Genomic DNA, 21,685 nt, shown 5'->3' on the forward strand with positions numbered 1-21,685 from the left:
TGGCCGCCGTCCTGCTCGCCGTACTGCCCGCAGCGATCGCTCCGGCCGCCCAGGCCGCGCCGGCTGCCGACACCCGCATGGAGCCCCTGCTCGAAGAAGCGATCGAACCGTCAACGGTCACCGGCCGGTGCACCCTGGCCGGGGGCCGCTGGTACTCCTGGTACGACGACACTTCATCGACGGCCCCCGCGGCATCGACGTCGACCACCTGGTCACACTGCCCGAAGCCTGGGACTCCGGAGCCTCCGCCTGGACCAAGCAGCGCCGTGTCACGTACGCCAACTACCTCGGCGACGAGCGGCACCTCGAGGCAGTCAGCGCCGGCTCCAACCGGCAAAAGGCCGACCAAGACCCGACCACGTGGCTCGTGCCCGACAACCCCGCCGAACGCTGCCACTACCTGCCAACTGGACCGCCGTGAAACTCCAGTGGGGCCTCACCGCGGACCCGGCCGAGCAGAACACGCTGACCTGGGGTGCCGCTGAGTGCGCTGGCACCGAGGTCACCGTCAACCCCGTCCCCTGACACGCCGGCGGCGGTTTCCCGCACCGGAAGAGCGCGGGAACCCGCCGCAAGCGTTTCAGCCGGCGCAGCAGCGCCCGGCCAGGGACCGGCGAGAGGCAGCCCACACGGCGCAGGAGCCGACTCGCAGCACAGTTCAGCTCAAAGACGTTGGCCGCCTAGGGGGCGGGACGGCCCGCAGCAGCTCCCACAACGGCCGTGAGCCCGACGCCCACACAGCCAGCGTCTGACGGTCCACCACGTGCAGCCGCTGCTGCTCGGCGAAGTCCACGGCCGGTGCGGTCACCCTGCCGTTCGTCACGATCACCGCGACGTCCGCCCCGTGCACAGGCCGGGCCGTCCCGTTGAGCACCTGCAGATCCGGCGTGCCCACCGCCGAGCCCCGCACCCCGTGACGGCGGTGCTTGCACTGGATCACCCAGCGCCGCCCGAGCGGGTCCGTGGCCTTCACGTCCGCGCCCAGGTCGCCGCCCCCGCCCACCCGCCGCGCGTCCCGGCAGCCGTCCCGGCGCATCAGGTCCCGGACCGCCTCTTCGAATTTGGCGTGATGCAGCGCGTCCAGTTCGTGCAGTCCGTAGCGCAGGGCCTGCGTGCGGACAGCTTCCCAGCGGGCCTGTTGCTGTCGGTTGTAGAGCCACCCGACGCCCGCGAGCACGGCGAGCACCAAGGCTACGAGGAGCATCCACCAGTGGGCCAGCAGCCAGTTGACCACCATCACCACCAGGCCGATGACCGCCGTCGCCACGACAGCAAAGGCGATCAGCTGGGCGTCCCTGTGCTGCTGCCGCCTGCTCGGGCGCCGCGTGCGCCGCCGCGCCGGTGGTCGTCGGCGCGTCACCGGTTCCCCTCCGTCTCCCCGAACCGGATCGGATATTGCACGGTCGACTGCGGCCGCGGAGCCGCCCCTCCGCTCCCCGCCGACGCGTTGCCGTTGCCTAACGCCACCACGGCTAACGCGAACCCGGCAAAGATCGTCATTTCTCGTCTCGCGCCCTGGGCCCACCGCGGGTGCCCCCGAACCGGCGTCCCATCAGAGCGCACATAGTCCCGTACCCAAGGCATACAAGCCTCCCCCTCGAAGCGAACACCAGGACCGCCCATGGTGACAGCAGGCACTGACAACCGGTCAGGACGGCACCACATGCGGTGATCAAGGAAGATCCGAACAGGACAGGCCCTACTCACGTAGCGGCGGTTGCGGCGGCATCACCGAGAGGTCGCGGTCCCACGACGCGGCATCCGTGCGCGTTATGCCCCGTACGCATAGCTCCAGCAGCAGGGCGCCACCGAGAGATCGAACAGTCGTGTCATTCAGGTCGTATCCTGCGGTCGAGGCGACCGGTGCCGACCGCCGCCCAGAACAGGACACGCCACGATGACGACTCCCGTGCCGCCGGTCACAGGGCCAGCCCCCTCCGCCCTGACCTGCCCGGGCGACCAGGTCGGCCCGTGCGCCACCTGCCAGCGCAAAACCCACAAGTACAGCCGCGGCGGCTGCCCTCTGTGCCAGTGACGAGGAAGCCGGCGTACCGTCCATCAGCACAGGGCTTGTTGTAGGCATGCTGATCTGATCCCCGTGAGCACTCCACAAGGGGCGCTCGGCTTGTTTTACAGCCTCCGTCGTTGACCGTCACGGGGCGCGGCTGCTCCGTCACCGGGCGACGCTGACATCATGCTGCATGCCGCTCGCACCGGTGTGGACGACCTGTCCACCCCGGTGGCGCTTCCCACCGCCCACCTTCAGAAAGGTTCGCGTGAGAAGAACGGCACGACCACCGGATTACCCCTCGTCATCGGCACCGTGATGCTCGGGTCCGCCTACTCGGGCGGCCTCGACCATGCTGATGAGGTCCTGGAGGCTGCGGCCGTAGCGGTCGAGCGAGGGGATCACGAGGGTGTCTCCGGCGTTGAGGAAGGCGTGGCACGCCTTCAGCTCCGGGGACAGGTCGGTCCTGCCGAACTTCTTGCCGGAGAAGATCTTGCGGGACCCGGCGGCGGTGAGGGCGTCGAGCTGCCGCTCGAGCTTCTGCCCGCCGGGGCCTGCGCGTATCCGATCTTGATCTCGGTACGGACGAGGTGTTCGGCGACGAGGAGTTCGGGGTGGCCGGCTGCCCCGGAAGGTCACTCATGACCCCGGTCCATGTCAGAAAACGGTGGTCCGGAGTTCTTGGACCACCCAGGTTTTTGAAGGGTTTTCTGAAGGCTCAGCGGGACCGCCCGGCCCCCTGCCCAGCGTCGGGCGGTGCGGCTGAGCTTCGGCGACAGGCGGAGCGAAGGCGCCCGGGTGCGGGTTGAGCAAGGTCGAGAAGGAGAGTGCAGGAGCGAAGGCCTCACGTGCTGGGCGCCCGATTCCAGAAGCCCTGACAAAACTCCCTTGCCAAATGGTCAAGAAGTGTTGACCATTTGGGCATGCCCACCGATGACATTCCCGAGACGTTCCACGTCACCACTGACGAGCAGCTACGCGCCGTTTCCAATCTCACGCGTCACCGGATCATGGCCGTGCTCCGCTTCGAGCCCGCCACGATTACGCAGATCGCCGAGCGAGTGGGCCTTGCGAAGGGGAGTTCCAGCTACCACGTACGGCTGCTGGAGCGGGCCGGCCTGGTGAAGGTGGTACGGACGCGGAAGGTCCGGGGGGTCACCGAGCGGTACTACGCAATGGCCGCGCGGGCGATCGTGCTGCCGGATCCGGGCGAGGGAGGGCCGGATGTGCTGATGCGGCATGCGGTGGCGGACCTGGAGGCAGCGCCGGCGGACGGCGAGCGACACGTACGAATGGCGCATCTGCGGCTCACCGAGGAGCAGTTCGCGGAGCTGGGGGCGCGGCTGCAAGCACTGGCGGACGAGTACCGGGAGCTGTCCGATCCGTCGCTGCCGGATGCGTCACTCGTCTTCGCACTGTTCCACCCGACACCACACGAGCAGGCCGAAGGGGACGCCAAGTGACCTCAGACGTTCGGAAGTTGCCGACCGGGTTCGGACGGCTGTGGACCGCGCAGACGGTGTCCTCGCTCGGTGACGGGGTGTCGCATGCCGCGCTGCCGCTGCTCGCGTTGACGTTGACGCGGGATCCGGTGGCGCTCGCCGTCGTCACGGCCGCCGGAACGTTGCCGTGGCTGCTCTTCGGGGTGCTCGGCGGTGCGCTGGTGGACCGCTGGGACCGCCGGCGCACGATGTGGGTCATGGACGCGGCGCGTGCGGTGCTGCTCGCGATACCGGCGGCAGCGGCCGCGCTCGACGCGCTGAGCATTCCACTGCTCGCGGCCGTCGCCTTCCTGCTCGGCCTCGGCGGACTCTTATTCGACACGGCCGCCACGGCCTATCTGCCGGATCTGCTCGGCCGCGACCCCGCGCTCCTGGAGCGCGCCAACGCCCGCCTGCGCGGCACCCAGACCGCCGCGTCCGGCTTCGCGGGGCCGCCTGCGGGCAGTGCCCTGCTCGCGCTCGGGCGGGCGGTTCCGCTGCTCGCCGACGCGGTGTCGTTCGCGCTCTCCGCACTGCTGGTACGGTCGCTGCCTGCTGCACCCCGGCCCGTACCGCAGACCCGTGAGTCGCTGCTGCGGCAGGCGCGGGCCGGCGCCTCGTACGTATTCCGGGATCAGTTGCTGCTCGGGCTCGCGCTGCGTCCGGCGGTCGGGAACATCGCCTTCCTCGCCGTGGAGACCATACTCGCCCTCTTCGCGCACGATCGTCTCGGCATCGACACCTTCGGCTTCGGCCTGCTCCTCACGGCGGAGGCCACCGGCGGTCTGCTCGGCGCGGGCATCGCCTCCTTCCTCGGCCGACGACTCGGCACCGGCACCGCGCTGACCTGCACGGCCGCAGTCGAGGGACTCGCCATCCTGGGCCTTGCCGCCGCCCCGAACCCGTACGTCGCCGGCCTCGCACTCGCCGTCTGCGGCGCGGGCATGGGCGCCACGATGGTGCTCGGCCCCTCCCTCCGACAAGCGATCGTCCCCGCCCACCTCATGGGCCGGGTCGCCTCCACCTCCCGCATGCTCGCCATGTGCGCCGCCCCGTTCGGCGCCTTCCTCGGCGGCTGGCTGGCCGCCGCCTACGACGTACGCACCCCGCTCTACACCGCCGCCGGCCTCCTCCTCACCATGACCACCGTCACCGCGACCATGACCAGCAACCGCCGGGTTGAGGCGGCGCTGCGTGCCGCCGCCCCGGCCGATGATCCAGATCACCCGGAATCCCGGGATCCCGTTCAGGAGCGTGCCACTTAGGGCTCCGCGAGGTCGACGCCGCTTCCCGGCTGGACTGGCCCCACTGCGTGGTCGACTCTTCCCACGTCAGGGCGTCAGAAGGAGGCAGCACACGGGCCCGTCGCCGGTCGACCGGGGCTGGGCCGGGTCGAAACACCACTTGATCACCGATGAACACGGCGCCCCCCCGCTGGCGGTCTTGCTGACCGGCGGCAACCGCAACGACGTCACGCAGCTCCTGCCGCTGCTCGACTCGATCCCGCCGATCCGCGGCCGTTGGGGAACTCCCGGGCGGCCAGCGCGATTACGTCGGTGGCCGAGCGTCGGCGGCCGGGTGCAAAGTGCTCAGTGACGGAAATCAGCTCCTGGTTGGGGCGTGCGGTCCAGCCCGGCTCAGATGCTCAAGCGCCAGATGTTCGGCCGTGCAGGTTTCGCCCTGCTCCGCAAACGTGTCCTGCTGTCCTGACGGTGCTGGGAAGTTCGGCTACAGCCCAGCCGCTCGACGGTTGGGCAGAGCGCATGCCGCAGTACCTCCTGGCATGCGGTGACGATTGTTCGCGACGAGTCGGTACACACCGTGGGCAGCCCACCGTATGGGAGGCAGCATGAGCAACGCACCCGCCAGCGCCCACCCTCCGCCTGCACTCAAGAGCGCCTTCGCAACAGCCTGGGCGCCTCCATACACAACGCCTCTGGGAGTCACCCACAAAACTTCATGCTCGGCTCGTGTTGAGGTGACACCCAGAGCTTCCAAGTCCGCGAACTGCCAAGGAATGGTCTCGCAACGAGGCTGTAGGCGTCGCTCAGCGAACCTCACCGACGTAGAGCAAAAGCCGCAATCTCCATCAAAAACAAGTACAGGCTGATTCCGCATGACCGCATCATGCCGTGCCTACCGCAGGGTGGCCGCTTCACCGACGGACACAGGCCACGGAGCGTCATCGAGCACGGAAGCTGTGCCAGAACCCGAGTTCGGGAGGCGGCCCTGACTGAGTTCGGCATGACACCTCAAACCTGCGACCTCACTAGCCGCCCCCCCCGGGCCGGACCGAACGCCAAGCCTCACCCCGTGCGATTCTCCGCATCGCCACCAGCGCTGGGAGCGTTGCGCTCCACCCGGTCCAGCGCAAGCGCCAAACCGCCAGCGATGCTGGCAACGGCAAGTGCGGCCGCCGCGCGAACATTGCTCCCGCCAGCCCAGTCATCGCCTATGTAAACGAGGGCCCAGAGGACCAGGAACAGGGCGGAAATGGAGCCGCGACCGGCGGCGGCCAGATCGCCACGCAGTAGTGGGCGGATCGCCGCAGCGGGCATCACCACGAAGAAGGCGGCGAGCACCAACGAGAAGGTCGCGACGCCGAAGACCGCGGAACCGGTGCGCGAGAACGATGGGAGGGACCACGTCAACAGCGAGGTCACCGCGGCCCACAGCAGGGAGATCACTCCGAGGCACCAAGCGCCTCGCCGGAGGGTTGTCGGCGCCGACGGAGGCGTCGCCGCATCGTCGCCAGACGCGGAATGATCTCGCTCGCGCCGATCCGCGAGGAGACGCTGTATCCCACTCGCCGCCAGCGCGCCGACGGCCAGGCCCGCCACGAGCCAGGGCCATCCGTCCGCGTCGCCGGCTACCACAGCATGGCCGCCACCGGCGACCATCATGATCCCTAACGGAGCGGATAATGCACGGGTTTTGGAGTTGATCATGCGTCCCCCCGTATCCCAAAGGCCGTGACTACGAGTGTGCTGTACCGGCACGGCCTGGTCCATGCTCTTGGCCTGACGCAGGCTCTTGAGTAGCCGGCGGGCGCATGGCGAACCGCCCCTCGCGCCAGCAGTGCGAGCCAGGGCCCAGAATTTGCCCCGAACATCGGCCGCCAGGCCCGTGATCCGCCAGCTGGTGATCACTGCACGAATCGAGTCCCCCACCGCCCGTTCATGATCAACGATCAAGGAGCTCGACGTCTTAACGCAAACGATGCACGAGCTCGTCAGGCGGCATCGTGGATGACGAGCTTGAACTCGGCGAGGGTCAAAAGACGCGGGCTGGCGTCGTTGTGCGTGACACGGAGCGCAACCGGGGTGCCAGGGTCGACGAAGACGCCGTGGTTCTTGACGTAGAACTGGCCGCCGGGCGTCGGCGTGCGGTGCTCGGTGGCCGTGGTGTCGTTGGGGTTGGGCGTCAGGCCCAGCGGGTCACGTACGTACTGGTCGCGCAGCTCGCTGTAGCCGCCCGTGCCGCTGGCGGCCTCCCACTGGATCATCGCGTGCAGGTGGCCCCAGCCGGCTTTGGACGGCCAGATCAGGCCGCTACGGTCGTCTGTCGCCCAGTCACTCACCACGTAGCCGTCCGGCTGGACGGCCTGGTGCATCTCGAATCGGTCCGTCGGCTCCGCCACGCCGAAGGGGAAACGGACGATCTTGTACGCGGTCCCCGGCGCGATCAGCTGCGGCGTATCAACCTTGAGAGAGCAGATCTGCACGCCGGGCGCAACGCCACCATCCGTAGCCATGGTTCAGAACTGCCCACTGCCGGCCGGCGACATGCCCACGCCGGAACGCCGCGATGCGCCACGCGCCCTCCTCAAGCCCCTGGCACTGATCAGCACCGCATGGTCCACCTGGTCAAGCCATAGCGGACCTGAGGGATAGATCGCTTCGGCCCGATTCAGGAGCCCGGCCAGCGGCGCAGCAGCTCGGCAGGCGTGGTCGCGCCCTCGTCATGGTGCGGGTCCCTTCCATGGTGGTGTGCCTGGAGAACCGGGTGCTCTTCAGGGCGGCGTCATCGTGGGGGCAGGCCGAACAGGGCCGGGCCCCAGGCTTCGGCGGTCCGGTGGAGCAGTCCAGGTCGGTGGTGCCGAAGGCGGCGCGGAGCCGGTTGCGTGCCCAGTGCTTGAGGTCGCCGACGCGGTAGAGGAGTACGACGCCACACTTGACGACCGAGACCGGGAAGCTCGGGGCGTTGGCGCGGGCCCAACGCAACGCTTCGAGGCCGTGAACCCCCTGCAAGTGCTGCTCGAACGCACAGCCCCACGGGTGATCGTCGTCAACCGGGGCCGAGTTCGCCCGCGACATCGCCGTGGCGGTGTCGGCGGGGTCGGCGGCCTGGGGTGTGATGTTCCAGGCGTCGGTGAGGAAATCGCTGGCATCGGCCCCCGGGGCCTGCTTCGGGGACAGCCCTGGACGGGAAGGCCGGGGTTTTGTTCCAGGCGTCGGTGAGGAAGTCGGCGGCCGGGAGGTGGGGCGGGCGGCTTCTGCAACTGCACCAGGCCTGGTTGGGGCAGTACACCGGCGCGGTCCTTCTCGACGATGCCCGGGCCGATGACCGGCCAGTCTTCCCGGCCCGGCGAGCCGTAGCGGCAGACGCCGCAGCACTGCGGCTTCAGTCCTCGCCCCTCCATCCAGGTACTGCCCAGGCCAGCACATAGCCGAAGCCGTTGACGGCCCAGTGCAGCGCCGCAGGCGCCAGCAGACTTCCGGACCGGCGCCGCAGCTCGCACAGGACGACCCCTGCTGCGGTCGTGGCGACAACGGCGGCCGCGACCGACAGCGCGCTGCCTGCCGGTCCCGTGCCCAGGACCGCTGCGGCCGCGTTGGCCCGGCTCAGCCCGCGCGAGGGAAGTACATGCCAGAGCCCGAACAGCAACGACGACACAGCCGTGGCCCACGCAGCACCACGCCGACGCCGCACCATGGCCCACAAGACACCGCGGAAGGCGACCTCCTCCAGCAGCACGGTGCCGACCGGCACCCGGATCAGCACCCGCCACAGCAGCTGCCCAAGGGTCAGGCCCGCGGCGCGCTCGTCCTCGAACGCCTCCCTCGTAGCCGGCAGAGCAAGCCCGACCAAGAGGACGGCAAGAACCGCGCCCACCAGGACCGATGCCCACCGCAGCCCCCGGTACAAGGCGACCGTGTCGAGCCCGAGATCGGCGCGGGTGAGACCGTCCCACCGGGCGATCAGCAGCAGCGCGGCAGCCGCGACCACGCAGGTGGGTACGTAGGCGCCGGGCGCGAGCCAATTGTTGAGCAGGTTCGCGCTCACCAGGACCGCGAGGACACAGAACATTCGCATGGTGTCACCAGCATCCCTCGATCCACCCCACGAACCGGGATGACGGGACGAACGCGCTACTGCTGAGGAGTAATCCAGTCCAGGCGCTCGCGACGAAGGTGCGCCCCGGTTTGAACTGGGGTGCGGTCTGCCTGCTGGCCTGGCGTGCCGACCAGGGACAGCGAGCGGCAGCGGCCGTCCGCGCTCAGGGGGAGCTTACTGAAGGGGTGCCGGCGGCGGATCCGTGCGTGCGCCGGCCGCGTGCTGATGCGCCCGCACGATGGTGGAATCGGCGCGACTACATCTTCGATCGGCGCTCCATCCTGTACTCAGTACCGGTCAGCGATTTTGATCGTGAGGAGGCGGCGCTCATCGGCTTCCGGGGGCACCGTGCACTGCAGCCGCTGCTGGATCGCTCGCACAGCGTTCGCGTAGGCGTCGGCGCGATCACCGGTGTTGATGGCCGCCACATGCCCGGTGAGTCGCTCGAGCACTTCAGGCCGCGTACCGTAGTCGCTGTCCGGGAACAGCGGATCGAACGACGAGAGGATCTCGCCGTCCTCAGCGTAGGAGATCCAGCACGAGCCCGACTCGCTGTCCCGCAGCGAGAGAGCCACCGTCTGCCTGGACACCGACTTCACAATGTCATCTGCCGCCAAGTAGGAGCCCTCGGGCTCGATCACGAATGACCAACCGTCGTGTTCGCCAGCCCGGAGGACGGGGCCGTCACTGGCGAAGACTCCGCTGTCTTGCAGCTGCTCGAAGTCCACGTCGGACACATCATTCTCGTCGGTGTCCTCGCCGAGGGCCTCGATGCACGCTGCCTCTGTGCGGGTCAAGGCAACAGGGTGGAGATCTTTGCCTCCTGCCCGTGCGAGAAGTTCAGCGGGGGCGATGCCTCTCGCGAACACGGCGCAGTAGCCGAACTGGTAGAGCTCACGGTTCGGGAAGGTGTCACTGGTCACTGTGCCACCCCGTCGGATTCCTCCGGGCCTCTGTGCGCCGGCGCAGCCGCAGCGCGATGATGACCGCTGGCAGAACTGCCACGTTGATCGTCACCGACACCAGGTCAGCCCTCCCCCGTCAGGCACACTCCGATGACCTGTGTAGCCCGAACGCCTGCCTGGGGCAGCCGGATTGCTGATGGTTGGCGGCATAACACTTCTCTCCGACAGGATTCGCGGCGTTGACCAGCGAGTACAGCCGCAAACGTGCCCGGACCACGGTGCCGTGCATCCTTCGGGGTGTCACGACGAATTGACTCCCGTGCTGAGACAGGTGGCCGCGTCAGTGTCGAGACATCGTCTTGCGAGAGCGGCTTCTCTGCTGTGAGCGGTCAGCCGTTGGTGCTGTGTGCGCCTTCGCTCGGTTCGGGACGTATCGCTCAAAGTATTGCCCTTCCCGACCCGCCACGCTTAAGGTCACCCCGTTTGTCGAATCGATTCGACTGATGCGAGAAAGCCGACGGGCCCCAAGACGGGCCGGGTGGAGGTGGAGATGACCACGATCAAGGATGTCGCCGAGCGGGCAGGCGTCGCGCCGAGCACCGTGTCGTACGTCCTGAGCGGATCGCGCAAGATCTCCGAGGACACCCGGCGCGCGGTGCAGGCCGCGATCGACGAACTCGGATACCACCCGCGCGCGAGTGCCCGTACGCTGCGCAGCGCACGGACCCGGGTGCTCGCGCTGGCCGCGCCGCGCGTGCCCGGGGCCTACCGGGCGATCGACGGACGGTTCGCGATCGACGTCACCGACGCCGCCCGTGTGCACGGGTACGACGTGCTGCTGATGACGGACAGCGACGGCGTCGCTGGGCTGCGCCGGGTGGCCCGCAGCAGGCTCGCGGACGCCGCGGTGCTGATGGCGGTCGAGGACCGCGACCCCCGTGTCGAGGTCCTGCGCGAACTGGGCTTCCCCGGGGCGCTGCTCGGTCACGACGATCACGCGGCGCTGCCCTGGACCGACCTCGACTGGGAGGCCGCCGTCGCCCTCGCCGTGCGCGAGACCGCCGCAGCCGGCCACCGGCGGATCCTCTTCCTCTCGTCGGCCGAGCACGAGGTAGCCGCACGCCGCGGCTATGCCCTGCACGGCCTCGACGGCGCCCGGCGAGCGGCCGTCGAGACCGGGGCCGACGTCCGCGTGATCCCGTCCCACCGCGACCCGGACGTCCTCGCGCGGCGGCTGAGCGAGGCGCTGGCCGCGCGGCCCGTCCCGACCGCGCTGGTCGTCCAGCACTTGATCCTCCTCCCCCGCCTGCTGGACGCGGTGGCGGCGGCCGGGCTGCGGGTCCCCCACGATGTGACCGTCGTGCTCGTCGGCAGTCTCCCGGACGAGCTGGGCATCCGGCATCTGCCGCGGATCGATCTGCCCGTCGCGGAGATGTCCACGGCCGTGGCCCGGCTCGCCATCGACGCGATCGGCCCCGGCCGCGACGACCAGTCATCGACTTCGCAGGAGCCCCTCGCGGCACCTGCCTCGAGCATGCCCTCCGACGCGCCGCACCACCTGATCCAGCCGCGGATGACCGGGCCCGTCATCGCCCAGCCGTCGCCCGGCTGACCACTCGGACCGCCCGTACGGCACGGCCGGCCACGCCCCATCGCCGGACCACCGCATGTCCAGAGCCGCACCTGCAACAGAGGATCGATCTTGCCGTTCACAGCAGGACGCATCGGAACAAGACGTGGACACCTTCCCGCGTTCGCCGCCACCCTTGCCTGTGCCCTCGTCGCGCCAGGGCTGACCGGCTGTGCCGCGGAGCCCGACCCGGGCACCGTCACCGTGCTCAACTCGGCGACCGACACCGCCGAGCACACCGCCAACCAGCGGTTCTTCGACCGCTGCGGCAGGCCGCTCGGCCTGAAGGTCGAGCAGATCAGTGTGCCCGCCGACCAGATCGCCTCCAAGGCGCTTCGAATGGCGTCGTCCGGCTCGCTCACCGACATCCTGGAGCTCGACGGCTCGGAGCTGCCCCAGTTCGCGCAGACCGAGGGCCTGCGGCCGCTCGACGAGGTCGGGGTCGACGCCTCCGGCCTCTCCACGAGCGCGAAGTCCCTCGGCTCGTACAACGGCACGCAGTACGGCATCGCCCGTTCCGTCAACTCCCTCGCGCTGATCTACAACACCAAGCTCCTCAAGGACGCGGGCGTCGCCCCGCCCACCACCTGGGAGGAGTTACGGGCCGCCGCGAAGGGGCTGACCGCGGGCGACACGTACGGGATGGCTTTCAGCGCGAGCCCGAACGCGGACGGTGTCTACCAGTTCCTTCCGTTCTTCTGGTCCGCCGGCGGCGACGAAACCAAGATCGACAACGGCAAGGGCGAGGCCGCGCTCCAGCTCTGGAAGGACCTGGTCGCGGACGGCTCCGCCTCCAAGTCCGTCGTCAACTGGAACCAGCAGGACGTCAACGACCAGTTCGTCGCCGGCCGCGCCGCCATGATGATCAACGGGCCGTGGCAGGTGCCGGTCCTCAGCGCCCAGGAGAACGTGGACTGGGCGGTCGCGAGCATTCCGGTGCCCGAGGCGGGCAAGTCGGCGGTGCCGCCCATCGGCGGCACCGTCATGGCCGTACCGAAGAACGACGAGGACCCGGCCCGCGAGAAGAACGCCGGCAAGGTCCTGAACTGCCTCAACTCCGAGAAGAATCAGCTCCAGTGGGGTGAGTCGGTCAACAACGTGCCCACCCGCGACACGGCCGCACAGGCGTACGCGAAGCAGAACCCGAAGCTCGCCGCCTTCGCCGAGCTCGTCACCACCGCCCGCTCCCGTACCGCGAAGGTCGGCACCGGCTGGCCGGTCGTCGGCGATGCGCTCGCGGGTGCCTTCCAGTCCGTGCTGACGGGCCGGACCAGTCCCGAACAGGCCCTGCACCGGGCCCAGCAGCAGGCTTCGGCGGGGAAGTGAGGAACCGGCCATGACCACCATCACCTCCCCCGCGCCCGCCACCGGCGCCGCCCCAATGAAGTCCGCCACCGGCCGTGCTCCGCTGCGCCGCGGGCTGCTGCGCTGGCTCTTCGTCGCTCCCGCGCTCGGCTACATGGCGCTCTTCTTCGGCTACCCCCTCGTCCGCAACATCGTGATGAGCTTCCAGCACTACACGCCGAAGACGTACTTCACCGGCGAGGCGCCGTTCAACGGCCTCGACAACTGGCGGGCCGTCTTCGCCAACCAGCTGTTCACCGACGCCCTGTGGCACACGGCCCTGTTCACTGTGGGCTCGCTGCTCGGCCAGTTCACCATCGGGCTGGCCCTCGCCGTCTTCTTCTCCCGCCGCTTCCGGCTCTCCGGCTTCGTGCGCGCCATCCTGCTGCTGCCGTGGCTCGTGCCCATGGTCGTCTCCGCCGTCGTCTGGCGGCGCATCCTCGACCAGGACCACGGCATGCTGAACACCGCCCTCCACGCGGTCGGCCTGGTCCCGCAGGACGGCGTGCCGTGGCTGAGCAGCCCCGGCGTGGCACTGCTGTCGGCGATCCTGGTCAACATCTGGATCGGCATCCCGTTCAACATGGTCATCCTCTACGGCGGTCTCCAGGAGATCCCGCGCGACCTGTACGAGGCGGCGTCGCTCGACGGCTCCGGCCCATGGCGGACGTTCCGCAGCATCACGCTGCCGATGCTGCGCCCGGTGATCACCGTCGTGCTCGTGCTGGGCTTCATGTCGACGGTGAAGATCCTCGACCTGATCCTGGCGCTGACCTCGGGCGGGCCCGCGGACTCCACCCAGACGCTGGGCACGGTCACGTACCAGCTCTCCTTCCTTCAGCTGGACTTCGGCCAGGGCGCCGTGGTGGGCAATGTACTGATCCTCATCAGCGCGGTCTTCGCCGTGCTGTACCTGCGGGCCAACCGCGCCGACTTCGGCAAGGGGAAGTGACCGACGATGAACCGACCGACGAAACGACCGGCGCACCTTCTCCGCATTCGTTCGGTGTGGAACTCCGCCGCCGCGCTGCTGATCCTCGCCGTGCTGCTCTTCCCCGTGTACTGGATGCTCAACACCGCCCTCCAGCCCGAGTCGAGCATCGCCGCCACGGAGTGGTTCCCCGTCTCACCGTCCTTGAGGAACTTCGACACGGCGATCAGCACCCAGGCCGGCTCGCTGCTCACCAGCCTCGTCGTCGCACTCGGCGCCGTCGTCGTCTGTCTCGCGCTCGCCGCGCCCGCCGCGTACGGGCTCGCCCAGTTCGGACTCCGCGGCGGGCAGGGCATCGTCTTCGCGACGCTCATCACGCAGATGGTCCCGGGCATCGTCATCGCCAACGCCCTCTACAGCGCATACGCGCAGCTCGACCTCGTCAACTCCCATCTGGGGCTGATCCTGGCGGACGCCTCGCTCGGTCTGCCGTTCGCGGTCGTGCTGCTGCGGGCGTTCATGATGTCGATCCCGAGCGAGGTCGTCGAAGCCGCGATGGTGGACGGGGCGAACCGCTTCACCGCGTTCGTGCGGATCGTGCTGCCCATGAGCCGCAACGCCCTGATCACGGCGGGACTGTTCACCTTCCTCTTCGCCTGGTCGGACTTCATGTTCGCGCTCACCCTCAACACCACGGAAGACGTCAAGCCCATCACGCTCGGCATCTACCAGTTCGTCGGCGCACATGTCAGCGACTGGGGCGCGGTCATGGCGACCGCGGTGCTCTCCGCCGTGCCGGCCGCGATCCTGCTCGTCGTCGCCCAGAAGTACATCGCCGCCGGGATCACCGGCGGGTCGGTCAAGTAGGGCGGTTCCTTGCTGTGAGTTTCTCCGAGTTCCCCGAGTTCCCGGCCGGCTTCTTCTTCGGTGCCGCCACGGCCAGTTACCAGATCGAGGGCGCGTACGACGAGGACGGCAGAGGCCCGTCCATCTGGGACACCTTCTGCCGCGAACCCGGGCGCGTCGCGGACGGCGCCACCGGTGACGTCGCCTGCGACCACTACCACCGCTACCGCGAGGACACCGCGCTGCTGCGCGAGCTGGGCGTGGACAGCTACCGCTTCTCCATCGCCTGGCCGCGTATCCAGCCGACCGGCTCCGGCCCGGCCAACGCGGCCGGGCTCGACTTCTACGACCGGCTCGTCGACGAGCTGCTGGCCTCCGGCATCTCCCCCGCCGCCACCCTCTACCACTGGGACCTCCCCCAGGCCCTGGAGGACCAGGGCGGCTGGCGGACACGCGAGACTGCGGAGCGGTTCGCCGAGTACACCGGGCTGGTCGCCACCCGCCTCGGCGACCGGGTTGACCGCTGGATCACGCTCAACGAGCCCTTCTGCAGCGCCTTCGTCGGCTACGCGGCGGGCGGCCATGCCCCGGGAGCCCGCGAGGGCCGCGGCGCGCTCGCCGCCGCACACCATCTGCTCGTCGGCCACGGTCTGGCCGTGCACGCCCTGCGCGCGGCGGGGGCGCGGGAGGTCGGGATCACGCTCAACCCCGACCGGCTGCTGCCGGCGACGGACTCTCCCGCCGATCTGGCCGCCGTCCGCCGCGTCGAGACGCTCCACAACGACGTGTGGTTCGAGCCGCTGTTCGCCGGGCGCTACCCGGAGCACGAAGCAGAGACCTGGGGCGAGCTGCTGCCCTCCGGCGACGGCTCGTACCGCCTCGACGGCGACCTCGATCTCATCGGCGCGCCGCTCGACTTCGTCGGCATCAACTACTACCGGCCGATTACCGTCGCCGACGCCCCGCACCGCGCCCCGGACCCGGCCACCCGCACCGCGGTCGACGTCCGGGCCGAGGAGACCTGGCGCGACGACGTCCGCCACACCACCATGGGCTGGCCCGTCGTCCCGCACACCTTCACGGACCTGCTGGTCGACCTGGCCGAGCGCTACCCCGCGCTGCCGCCGATCCTGATCACCGAGAACGGCTCGGCGGAGGCGGACACCCTCGACGCCGACGGCCGGGTCCGCGACGTGGAGCGGATCGACTACCTCGACAGCCATCTGGACGCGCTCGCCGCCGCCCTGCGTGCGGGCGTCGACGTGCGCGGCTACTACGTGTGGTCGCTGCTGGACAACTTCGAGTGGGCCCGCGGCTACGGCCAGCGCTTCGGGATCGTCCGGGTCGACTACGACACGCAGACACGCACACCCAAGGACAGCTACCGCTGGTACCAGCGGCTGATCGCCGCCCACCGCGCCCGTACCACCCCTGGTGAGGAACCCCGATGAAGTTCACCGACGGCTACTGGCTGATGCGCGAAGGCGTCCAGGCGTACGTTCCGGGCCTCGCCGTTCCGTGCGTTCAGCCGCAGGCACTTACCTTGAGTTTCAACCTCAGACCCAGCCTCTGGTGTTCGTTGTGGGCGCATTGCTCCTGATGAGCAACGGCTCGATGTGCCGTGAACCAGGGGCGGTTTGAGTTCTGAGACACCGGCCTACGCGGCGCCCGCCCCATTGGGGTTCCGGAACCTGCGGGCCCCTGTGTGAGTCAGCCTGGTCCAGAACCGAGGTGGAGCGCAGCCAGCCGAGGCAGACGCCGGCGCATCTGCTGGGCATCGCCGAAGTCGAACGACTCGCCCATGCCCTCGCTGCCCTCCTCTTCGGTCGTGGCGCGAGCGTCGGTATACGCCTCCCATGCCTCCCAGAAGGCGTCTGCGTCACCGGTCAGCCGCTTATACGCCCTGGACGATACGAAGTTGAAGTCTTCGTCGAAGATGACGTCCTGTTCCCGGAGGCTGCCGCGGTACGCACGGCAGGATGCTCGGCGAGGTCGTCCGGGCAGGCAGCCGCTCGTTCATACCACTCGCGTCCAAGCGCCACCAGGCCCGCTGTGAAGTCGCTGAATCGGTCATCGGAGCAGCCCCCACCGATGAGGTAGGCGGCATCGAGCACGCGCCAGAACGCTTCGGTGTCCATGACGGGCAGTCTGCCAGGGGGCTACGAAAGCCTCCTCTGCACGGGCCCGGAGGTCAAAACTCAAGCTTGCTGATCGTTTCAGCGCTGCTACTTGCTGGGCGACACACTTTCGCGTGTGATGAGGCAGAAGGGGTGTCCTACTGGGTCGGCGTACACGCGGTAGCCGATTGGCTTGTCCGATCCTTCAAGCAACGTGGCGCCCAGGGCGAGTACCTTCGCCTCTGCCACATCCAGGTCATCGACCATCACATCAACATGCATCTGGGCCGGACGATCGGGATCGGGCCACCGGGGCGGCCGGAAACCGCCGACACGCTGGAAGGTCACGGTCTCCGTGCCCGTCGTGTTCGCGAGCACCACATAGTCAGACGAGTCCGCCACCCGCGGCAGCGACAGCAGGCTCTCGTAGAAGCTCGCGAGCTCAGATGGGGCAGGACAGTCAATGACGAGAGAGAACAAGCGTCCGATCATGTTGATCACACTATGCCGCGCTCGGAGGAAGAGGGATACGCGCATGCACGATTCACTGGGCTTTCCGTAGCCTTCGCTGGGCGGTGATCGAGCAGGCAAGTTCGGGCAGCAGGCCGTCGTCGACAACCAGGTCATCAACGTGATCAAGGACATCGCGATCGGGAACAACCCGATCGCCACTATCTGAGCCCCACTCCTGGCGTCCCCGGTACGACGACGCGATCGCGGAAAGCAGACGCGGCCGCTTCGGACTGGCACAGGCGCCTGACCCGGCTGATCGCGGCCAATCCCCATCTGACCACCACGGGCAGCACCTCCCCCGCGCTCCTGACCCGCGACCTGGGGGCCATGTGGTGCGCAGCATTGCCGAGCCCGAGGGGCTGGACGAAGAGTTCTGTACCTGGTTCTTCCAGAGCGGAGCGAAGGGCTGGGCGTTCGTGGCACCTGCCATCCCGAACGCGCTCGGTCACGGCTGTCCCACCCGGCATCATCTTGAGCACGACGTAGAAGTCCTCGCAGAAGTCCTGCGAGTAATCCAGGCCGTCGTCGAGCTCCGGCTGCTCGTCGAGGCAGGCCTCCCCCGCGGCAACGCACTCAAGTCTCTTGTCGGGCGAGAACACCGAGCGCTAGTGTCCGGGTGCAGCGAGTTGACCCACGAGGAGTTGCAGACATGGTCGGTCGTCCGAGCGCGCGTTGACGTTGTAGGCCGTGATCGGCCTGTCATCGCGTGCTGCCCTTGATGTTGCGGCACAGCGAGCCTTCCCCTGCCCGAATCGCAGGCGCACTTGGTGTGCGCCGGGTGATGGGCCTCGTCGTCGGCAATCCGAGGGATCTTCGTGCCGTCCACTTCCACCGCTGTATCCGATTCCAGTCGATCTGTTCCGCCGAGTCTGTGGCGGGATCGCGACTTCCGCAGACTCTGGGTGGGGCAGACTGCCTCCCAACTCGGCGAACACACCGCTCTGATCGTTCTCCCGCTCTTCGCCGTCCTGACGCTCAACGCCGGCGCCGGCGAGTTGGGCGTCCTGCGCGCGGTGGGCCAGGCGCCGCTCCTGTTGCTCTCGCTCTTCGTCGGCGCGTGGGTGGACCGGTGGCGGACCCGCACGGTGATGGTCGTGACGGACGCCGGCCGGACCTTGATACTGGGCGCCGCCGCCGTGACCGGTCTCCTCGGTTGGCTCGGTCTGCCCGCGCTGCTCGTGGTCGCCTTCACCGTCGGGGCGCTGTCCGTGTTCTTCGACGTGGCCTATCAGGCGTCTCTCGTACGGCTGGTGCAACGCGATCGGTTGCTGCAGGGCAACAGCGCGCTCGAGGGGAGCCGGTCGGCGGCGCAGATCGGCGGGCCCGCCCTCGGCGGTGCGTTGGTGTCCCTGCTGTCGGCGCCGATCGCTGCTGCCTCCAGCGCGGTGTCTTTCGCGCTGTCGTTCCTGTCGATCCGGCGGATCCGTCGGACCGAATCGATCCCGCAGCGCGCTGAACGTCCCGCTCGGGTATGGCGACGGATCCATGAGGGCCTCCGCTTTGTCGTCGGCGATACCTCGCTGCGGACCGTGTGCCTCGCCTCGGCCGCCTTCCAGTTCTCCCTGGCGGCCATGATGACCGTCTATCTGCTCTTCCTGCCGCGGGAACTGCACTTGTCCGGCACCACCGTCGGGCTGGCGCTCGCGGCGACGGGGCCGGGCGCGCTGCTGGGCTCGATACTGGCCGCTCGCCTGCCGAGCCGGTTCGGTTACGGCACGGTGCTCGTGTGCGCGGCGGCACTCGGCGACGGCGTGTTCCTGTCTGTGCCCGCACTGCACGGCTCCTCGGCGGTGACGGTTTCCGCGCTCCTGGCGATCAACTTCGTGTTCGGGACCGCCGGCCAGTTGGTGAATGTCACGGTGATGGCGGTGCGGCAGGCCGTCACTCCGGACGGGATGCAGGGTCGCGTGGCCGCGACGATCACGTTTGTCGGCATGGGAATGGCCCCGCTCGGCTCCCTGCTCGGCGGGTTCCTCGCGATGGAGTGGGGGGTGCGCACCAGCCTCTGGGCGACGGCCGCGGGCATGATGCTGTCCCCTGTGGTGATGGCTTTGTCCCCGCTCGCACGCCTGGGACGAACGCTTCCGGCCGCGCAGAATGCGCCGCCGACGGCTGGCCGCCTCGAAGCCCACGAGTCCAGCAGCCGCCCTTCAGCTGACGTCGAGTGACATCGAAACCCTGCGCTGATCACGGATACGGCGTTGACGCGGCTCCCGAAGCCATCGTGGAACGAATATGCAGGGCGTACGACCCAACGCCGACGCCCACGTCCCATTCCAACCGTCCAGACCGTCCCGAACACACCCACGCTCCCGGACGAACCCGGCCGAAGCCGGCGGTGATTGCCGTCAGAGGCCGATGTCGGCCAGCCACTGGCTCGTGGTCCGAGGGGTGACGCCCAGCAGCTTCTGGGCGGAGGTCTCCGGCGCGATCGAGCGGCCCGGCATGGCACTCATCGCCTGGTAGGCGCCAGCGATATCGGCAGCCGCGCCCTCCCCGATCAGGGGCGCGACCGAGGTACGGAACTCCTCGGGGGTGATCGGCTCGAAGACCACGTCCCGCCCGAGCCGGGCGCCGAACGCCTCGGCCAGGTCCGGCCCCGTGATCGCCGGGTACTGTCCGACGGAGACCACACCGGTGACGTCCGGGCGCTCGAACAGGGCGACGGCGGCGTCGGCGATGTCCAGGTGGGACGCCCAGGAGACGGGGAAGTCGGCCCGGATCGGGTAAGGCAGAACACCGCGCTCCCGGACCGAGTCGATGACGTAGGGCATGAGCAGGTTCTCCAGGTACAGCTCGGGCGCGATCACCGCGTGGGACACGCCGCTGTCGGCCAGGCCGGCCGCCAGTGTCGCGGCGGCACCGCCGATGGCGGGGTCGATCGGGAAACCGCTGGTGGAGAACACCACGCGGGCCGGCCGGGCCGCGCGGACGGCGGTGAGGATGTTGCCCGCGAAGATCTGGCGGTCCTCTTCCGCGGTCACCGGCAGGTGGACGAACACTCCGTCGGCACCACGGTAGGCGTCGGTCAGGTCAGCGGCGGAGGAGTAGGCGGCGGCCACCACGCTCGCACCGTCCACGACGGTGTGCTCGTTGCGGGTCACAGCGGTCACGGGCTTGCCCGCTGCAGCGAGAGCGGAGACGACAGGGGCACCCTGGGCGCCGGTGGCGCCATGGATCACGTAGGTCATGGAGTCATTAGTGCACACACTGCACCAGTTACATCAACTGCACTAATGGGCTACTCTCGAAAAGTGACCAATCCCTGCCTTCCTGAGTGCGGTGTCGCCCGGTTCCTCACCCTCCTCAACGGCCCCTGGGCCACCCTGATCGTGCGCGAACTCCTGCGCGGCCCCCACCGCTTCACCGAGCTGCGCGACGCTCTGCCCGGCATCAGCCCGCACACCCTGACCAGTCGGCTGCGCCAGTTCGAGACCCACGGCATCGTCACCCGCACCACCTACGCGGAGATCCCCCCACGCGTCGAATACCAGATCACCCCCCTCGGCGAAGGGCTGCGCGACGTCCTGGAGGCCATGGCCACCTGGGCTCAGGCGGTCCCCGACCCCGCGACCGACACCACTGCCTGACTCTCCGACAGCCCTTCACGGTCACGCGGAGCGCGCCAGCCTCTGCCGCAAGGCGTCGTTGTCGTCGTGATGGACGACCTCGTCGAAGCGCAGCCGCAGACCGTGCCTGGCGAGGAGGCCGGCCACGATCGCGTCGAGCCGTTCGCGGTGTTCCTTGGTTCGGGCCTGTACGTACGCCTCGCGCACGTCGTCGGGTTCGTCGGCGAGGACCTGGTCCATGCGCTCGCGGATGTAGCGCTTGAGGTTGATGTGCTCCATGAACACCTCGGTGATTCCCGCCTCGGCGAGCTGCCCGAAGAGGTGGTCGAGGAGTTCGGGCCGGGCGGCGAAGTGGGGAAGGAGCGGGCCGACGAAGGCGAAGGTGGGGATGCCGGCCTCGTGGAGTTCCGCGAGGGTGCGCAGGCGGCGGGAGGCGAGCGGGGCACGCACCTCCAGCCAGCGGCTGAGCTTGTCGTCCGCGGTGGTCACGGTCATGCCGACCTCCGCCCGCGGCAGACTGGTGAGCAGGTCGATGTCGCGGCTGACGATCGGCGACTTGGTCAGAATGCGCACCAGGCCCGGGTAGGCGACGGCGTCGAGCTCGCGCAGGATGCCGCGGGTGAGCCGGTACTTCGTCTCGTGGCCCTGGTAGGGGTCGGTGACCGAGCTGAGCAGCATCGTCCCGCGGCGCTTGTGCTCAGGCATCTGGGCCAGCTCCTTGCGGGCCAGGTCGACGGCGTTCTTCTTCACGTACAGGTAGTCGCCCCACTCCTTCACCGACCGGCCGAACTGCCGTCCCGCGAAAGACGCGAAGCAGTACGAACAGCCCAGCACACAGCCGGTGTAGGGGTTGATCACGTAGTCGTTCGACGGGGTCTTCGACTTCTGGATCAAAGTCTTCGCCTCGATCTCGACCAGTTCCATGACGGGCTCCCTCTCTGCTGACGGCCGCCCCTACCCGGGGTGGCCTCGTCCCTCTGCTGTCCGCGGGGCCGGGCGACTGG

General features: G+C 68.9%; 22 protein-coding genes and 1 pseudogene. 13 read left to right on the top strand and 10 right to left on the bottom strand.

What is annotated here, in order from left to right; all coding sequences use genetic code 11:
* Positions 1-127: 127 nt before the first annotated feature.
* A complete protein-coding gene (locus ACZ6TU_RS33670) occupies positions 128-421 on the top strand; it encodes a hypothetical protein (RefSeq protein WP_469552664.1) in 294 nt (97 codons plus the stop codon).
* A 237-nt stretch (positions 422-658) separates the two neighbouring features.
* On the opposite strand, the gene ACZ6TU_RS33675 is transcribed toward ACZ6TU_RS33670, so the two are convergent.
* Positions 659-1,360: a restriction endonuclease gene (locus ACZ6TU_RS33675; protein WP_467679559.1), complete on the bottom strand. Its 702-nt coding sequence runs from the start codon at positions 1,358-1,360 to the stop codon at positions 659-661.
* A gap of 834 nt (positions 1,361-2,194) precedes the next feature.
* Between ACZ6TU_RS33675 and ACZ6TU_RS33680 the strand changes: the two genes are divergently transcribed.
* The 4 genes and pseudogenes from ACZ6TU_RS33680 to ACZ6TU_RS33695 all read left to right on the top strand — a co-directional run.
* On the top strand, positions 2,195-2,653 hold the full coding sequence (locus tag ACZ6TU_RS33680; RefSeq protein ID WP_469552666.1) for a hypothetical protein: 459 nt from the start codon (positions 2,195-2,197) through the stop codon (positions 2,651-2,653).
* 278 nt (positions 2,654-2,931) lie between these two features.
* Positions 2,932-3,471, top strand: a complete 540-nt coding sequence (locus ACZ6TU_RS33685; RefSeq protein ID WP_467679562.1) for an ArsR/SmtB family transcription factor — start codon at positions 2,932-2,934, stop codon at positions 3,469-3,471.
* A complete protein-coding gene (locus ACZ6TU_RS33690; protein ID WP_469552668.1) occupies positions 3,468-4,754 on the top strand; it encodes an MFS transporter in 1,287 nt (428 codons plus the stop codon). Before ACZ6TU_RS33685 ends, ACZ6TU_RS33690 begins: the two co-directional genes overlap by 4 nt.
* An 8-nt stretch (positions 4,755-4,762) precedes the next feature.
* Positions 4,763-5,028 (top strand): annotated as a pseudogene (locus tag ACZ6TU_RS33695) (transposase); the annotation flags it as partial.
* Between the two features lie 189 nt (positions 5,029-5,217).
* Here ACZ6TU_RS33695 and ACZ6TU_RS33700 read toward each other — a convergent pair.
* From ACZ6TU_RS33700 to ACZ6TU_RS33720, 5 genes are all read right to left on the bottom strand, one after another.
* Entirely contained in the window at positions 5,218-5,607 is a 390-nt protein-coding gene (locus tag ACZ6TU_RS33700) for a thiol-disulfide oxidoreductase DCC family protein (RefSeq protein ID WP_467679565.1), read from the bottom strand.
* Between the two features lie 188 nt (positions 5,608-5,795).
* On the bottom strand, positions 5,796-6,437 hold the full coding sequence (locus ACZ6TU_RS33705; protein WP_469552670.1) for a hypothetical protein: 642 nt from the start codon (positions 6,435-6,437) through the stop codon (positions 5,796-5,798).
* 284 nt (positions 6,438-6,721) lie between these two features.
* Positions 6,722-7,243 (bottom strand): hypothetical protein, encoded by a 522-nt coding sequence (locus ACZ6TU_RS33710; RefSeq protein ID WP_469552672.1) that lies wholly within the window; start codon positions 7,241-7,243, stop codon positions 6,722-6,724.
* A gap of 869 nt (positions 7,244-8,112) precedes the next feature.
* Positions 8,113-8,805 (bottom strand): lysostaphin resistance A-like protein, encoded by a 693-nt coding sequence (locus ACZ6TU_RS33715; RefSeq protein ID WP_469552673.1) that lies wholly within the window; start codon positions 8,803-8,805, stop codon positions 8,113-8,115.
* Positions 8,806-9,113: 308 nt separating this feature from the next.
* Entirely contained in the window at positions 9,114-9,749 is a 636-nt protein-coding gene (locus tag ACZ6TU_RS33720; RefSeq protein WP_469552675.1) for a DUF6461 domain-containing protein, read from the bottom strand.
* Between the two features lie 532 nt (positions 9,750-10,281).
* Here ACZ6TU_RS33720 and ACZ6TU_RS33725 point away from each other — a divergent pair.
* From ACZ6TU_RS33725 to ACZ6TU_RS33750, 6 genes are all read left to right on the top strand, one after another.
* A complete protein-coding gene (locus ACZ6TU_RS33725; protein WP_469552678.1) occupies positions 10,282-11,343 on the top strand; it encodes a LacI family DNA-binding transcriptional regulator in 1,062 nt (353 codons plus the stop codon).
* Positions 11,344-11,433: 90 nt separating this feature from the next.
* On the top strand, positions 11,434-12,687 hold the full coding sequence (locus ACZ6TU_RS33730) for a sugar ABC transporter substrate-binding protein (protein WP_469552680.1): 1,254 nt from the start codon (positions 11,434-11,436) through the stop codon (positions 12,685-12,687).
* A 10-nt stretch (positions 12,688-12,697) separates the two neighbouring features.
* Positions 12,698-13,657: a carbohydrate ABC transporter permease gene (locus tag ACZ6TU_RS33735; protein WP_467679577.1), complete on the top strand. Its 960-nt coding sequence runs from the start codon at positions 12,698-12,700 to the stop codon at positions 13,655-13,657.
* Between the two features lie 6 nt (positions 13,658-13,663).
* Positions 13,664-14,503 carry a carbohydrate ABC transporter permease gene (locus tag ACZ6TU_RS33740; RefSeq protein WP_469552682.1) on the top strand — a complete coding sequence of 280 codons (840 nt, stop codon included), beginning with the start codon at positions 13,664-13,666 and terminating at the stop codon, positions 14,501-14,503.
* 14 nt (positions 14,504-14,517) lie between these two features.
* Positions 14,518-15,933 carry a GH1 family beta-glucosidase gene (locus ACZ6TU_RS33745; protein ID WP_469552683.1) on the top strand — a complete coding sequence of 472 codons (1,416 nt, stop codon included), beginning with the start codon at positions 14,518-14,520 and terminating at the stop codon, positions 15,931-15,933.
* A complete protein-coding gene (locus ACZ6TU_RS33750) occupies positions 15,930-16,082 on the top strand; it encodes a hypothetical protein (protein ID WP_469552685.1) in 153 nt (50 codons plus the stop codon). The genes ACZ6TU_RS33745 and ACZ6TU_RS33750 overlap by 4 nt, the downstream gene beginning before the upstream one ends.
* A gap of 286 nt (positions 16,083-16,368) precedes the next feature.
* Here ACZ6TU_RS33750 and ACZ6TU_RS33755 read toward each other — a convergent pair whose 3' ends face one another.
* Both ACZ6TU_RS33755 and ACZ6TU_RS33760 read right to left on the bottom strand, forming a co-directional pair.
* Complete coding sequence (locus ACZ6TU_RS33755) at positions 16,369-16,620, bottom strand: DUF4240 domain-containing protein (protein WP_469552687.1); 252 nt, start codon at positions 16,618-16,620, stop codon at positions 16,369-16,371.
* Between the two features lie 87 nt (positions 16,621-16,707).
* Positions 16,708-17,271: a VOC family protein gene (locus ACZ6TU_RS33760; RefSeq protein ID WP_469552689.1), complete on the bottom strand. Its 564-nt coding sequence runs from the start codon at positions 17,269-17,271 to the stop codon at positions 16,708-16,710.
* Between the two features lie 656 nt (positions 17,272-17,927).
* Here ACZ6TU_RS33760 and ACZ6TU_RS33765 point away from each other — a divergent pair.
* Positions 17,928-19,280 carry an MFS transporter gene (locus tag ACZ6TU_RS33765; RefSeq protein ID WP_467679589.1) on the top strand — a complete coding sequence of 451 codons (1,353 nt, stop codon included), beginning with the start codon at positions 17,928-17,930 and terminating at the stop codon, positions 19,278-19,280.
* 180 nt (positions 19,281-19,460) lie between these two features.
* Here ACZ6TU_RS33765 and ACZ6TU_RS33770 read toward each other — a convergent pair whose 3' ends face one another.
* Complete coding sequence (locus ACZ6TU_RS33770; protein WP_469552691.1) at positions 19,461-20,303, bottom strand: SDR family oxidoreductase; 843 nt, start codon at positions 20,301-20,303, stop codon at positions 19,461-19,463.
* Positions 20,304-20,366: 63 nt separating this feature from the next.
* On the opposite strand from ACZ6TU_RS33770, the gene ACZ6TU_RS33775 reads away from it, so the two are divergent.
* On the top strand, positions 20,367-20,702 hold the full coding sequence (locus ACZ6TU_RS33775) for a winged helix-turn-helix transcriptional regulator (RefSeq protein WP_467679593.1): 336 nt from the start codon (positions 20,367-20,369) through the stop codon (positions 20,700-20,702).
* 21 nt (positions 20,703-20,723) lie between these two features.
* Here ACZ6TU_RS33775 and ACZ6TU_RS33780 read toward each other — a convergent pair whose 3' ends face one another.
* The gene (locus tag ACZ6TU_RS33780; protein WP_469552692.1) at positions 20,724-21,605 is read right to left on the bottom strand and encodes a radical SAM protein; all 882 of its coding nucleotides are present in this window, start codon (positions 21,603-21,605) and stop codon (positions 20,724-20,726) included.
* Between the last annotated feature and the right edge of the window lie 80 nt (positions 21,606-21,685).

The organism is Streptomyces sp. NPDC052064, from assembly GCF_055585925.1.

Coding starts and splice junctions, on each gene's coding strand:
- ACZ6TU_RS33680 (WP_469552666.1), top strand. CDS start 2,195: ATGCTGCATGCCGCTCGCACCGGTGTGGACGACCTGTCCACCCCGGTG.
- ACZ6TU_RS33685 (WP_467679562.1), top strand. CDS start 2,932: ATGCCCACCGATGACATTCCCGAGACGTTCCACGTCACCACTGACGAG.
- ACZ6TU_RS33700 (WP_467679565.1), bottom strand. CDS start 5,607: ATGCGGAATCAGCCTGTACTTGTTTTTGATGGAGATTGCGGCTTTTGC.
- ACZ6TU_RS33705 (WP_469552670.1), bottom strand. CDS start 6,437: ATGATCAACTCCAAAACCCGTGCATTATCCGCTCCGTTAGGGATCATG.
- ACZ6TU_RS33710 (WP_469552672.1), bottom strand. CDS start 7,243: ATGGCTACGGATGGTGGCGTTGCGCCCGGCGTGCAGATCTGCTCTCTC.
- ACZ6TU_RS33715 (WP_469552673.1), bottom strand. CDS start 8,805: ATGCGAATGTTCTGTGTCCTCGCGGTCCTGGTGAGCGCGAACCTGCTC.
- ACZ6TU_RS33725 (WP_469552678.1), top strand. CDS start 10,282: ATGACCACGATCAAGGATGTCGCCGAGCGGGCAGGCGTCGCGCCGAGC.
- ACZ6TU_RS33735 (WP_467679577.1), top strand. CDS start 12,698: ATGACCACCATCACCTCCCCCGCGCCCGCCACCGGCGCCGCCCCAATG.
- ACZ6TU_RS33740 (WP_469552682.1), top strand. CDS start 13,664: ATGAACCGACCGACGAAACGACCGGCGCACCTTCTCCGCATTCGTTCG.
- ACZ6TU_RS33750 (WP_469552685.1), top strand. CDS start 15,930: ATGAAGTTCACCGACGGCTACTGGCTGATGCGCGAAGGCGTCCAGGCG.
- ACZ6TU_RS33755 (WP_469552687.1), bottom strand. CDS start 16,620: ATGGACACCGAAGCGTTCTGGCGCGTGCTCGATGCCGCCTACCTCATC.
- ACZ6TU_RS33770 (WP_469552691.1), bottom strand. CDS start 20,303: ATGACCTACGTGATCCATGGCGCCACCGGCGCCCAGGGTGCCCCTGTC.
- ACZ6TU_RS33780 (WP_469552692.1), bottom strand. CDS start 21,605: ATGGAACTGGTCGAGATCGAGGCGAAGACTTTGATCCAGAAGTCGAAG.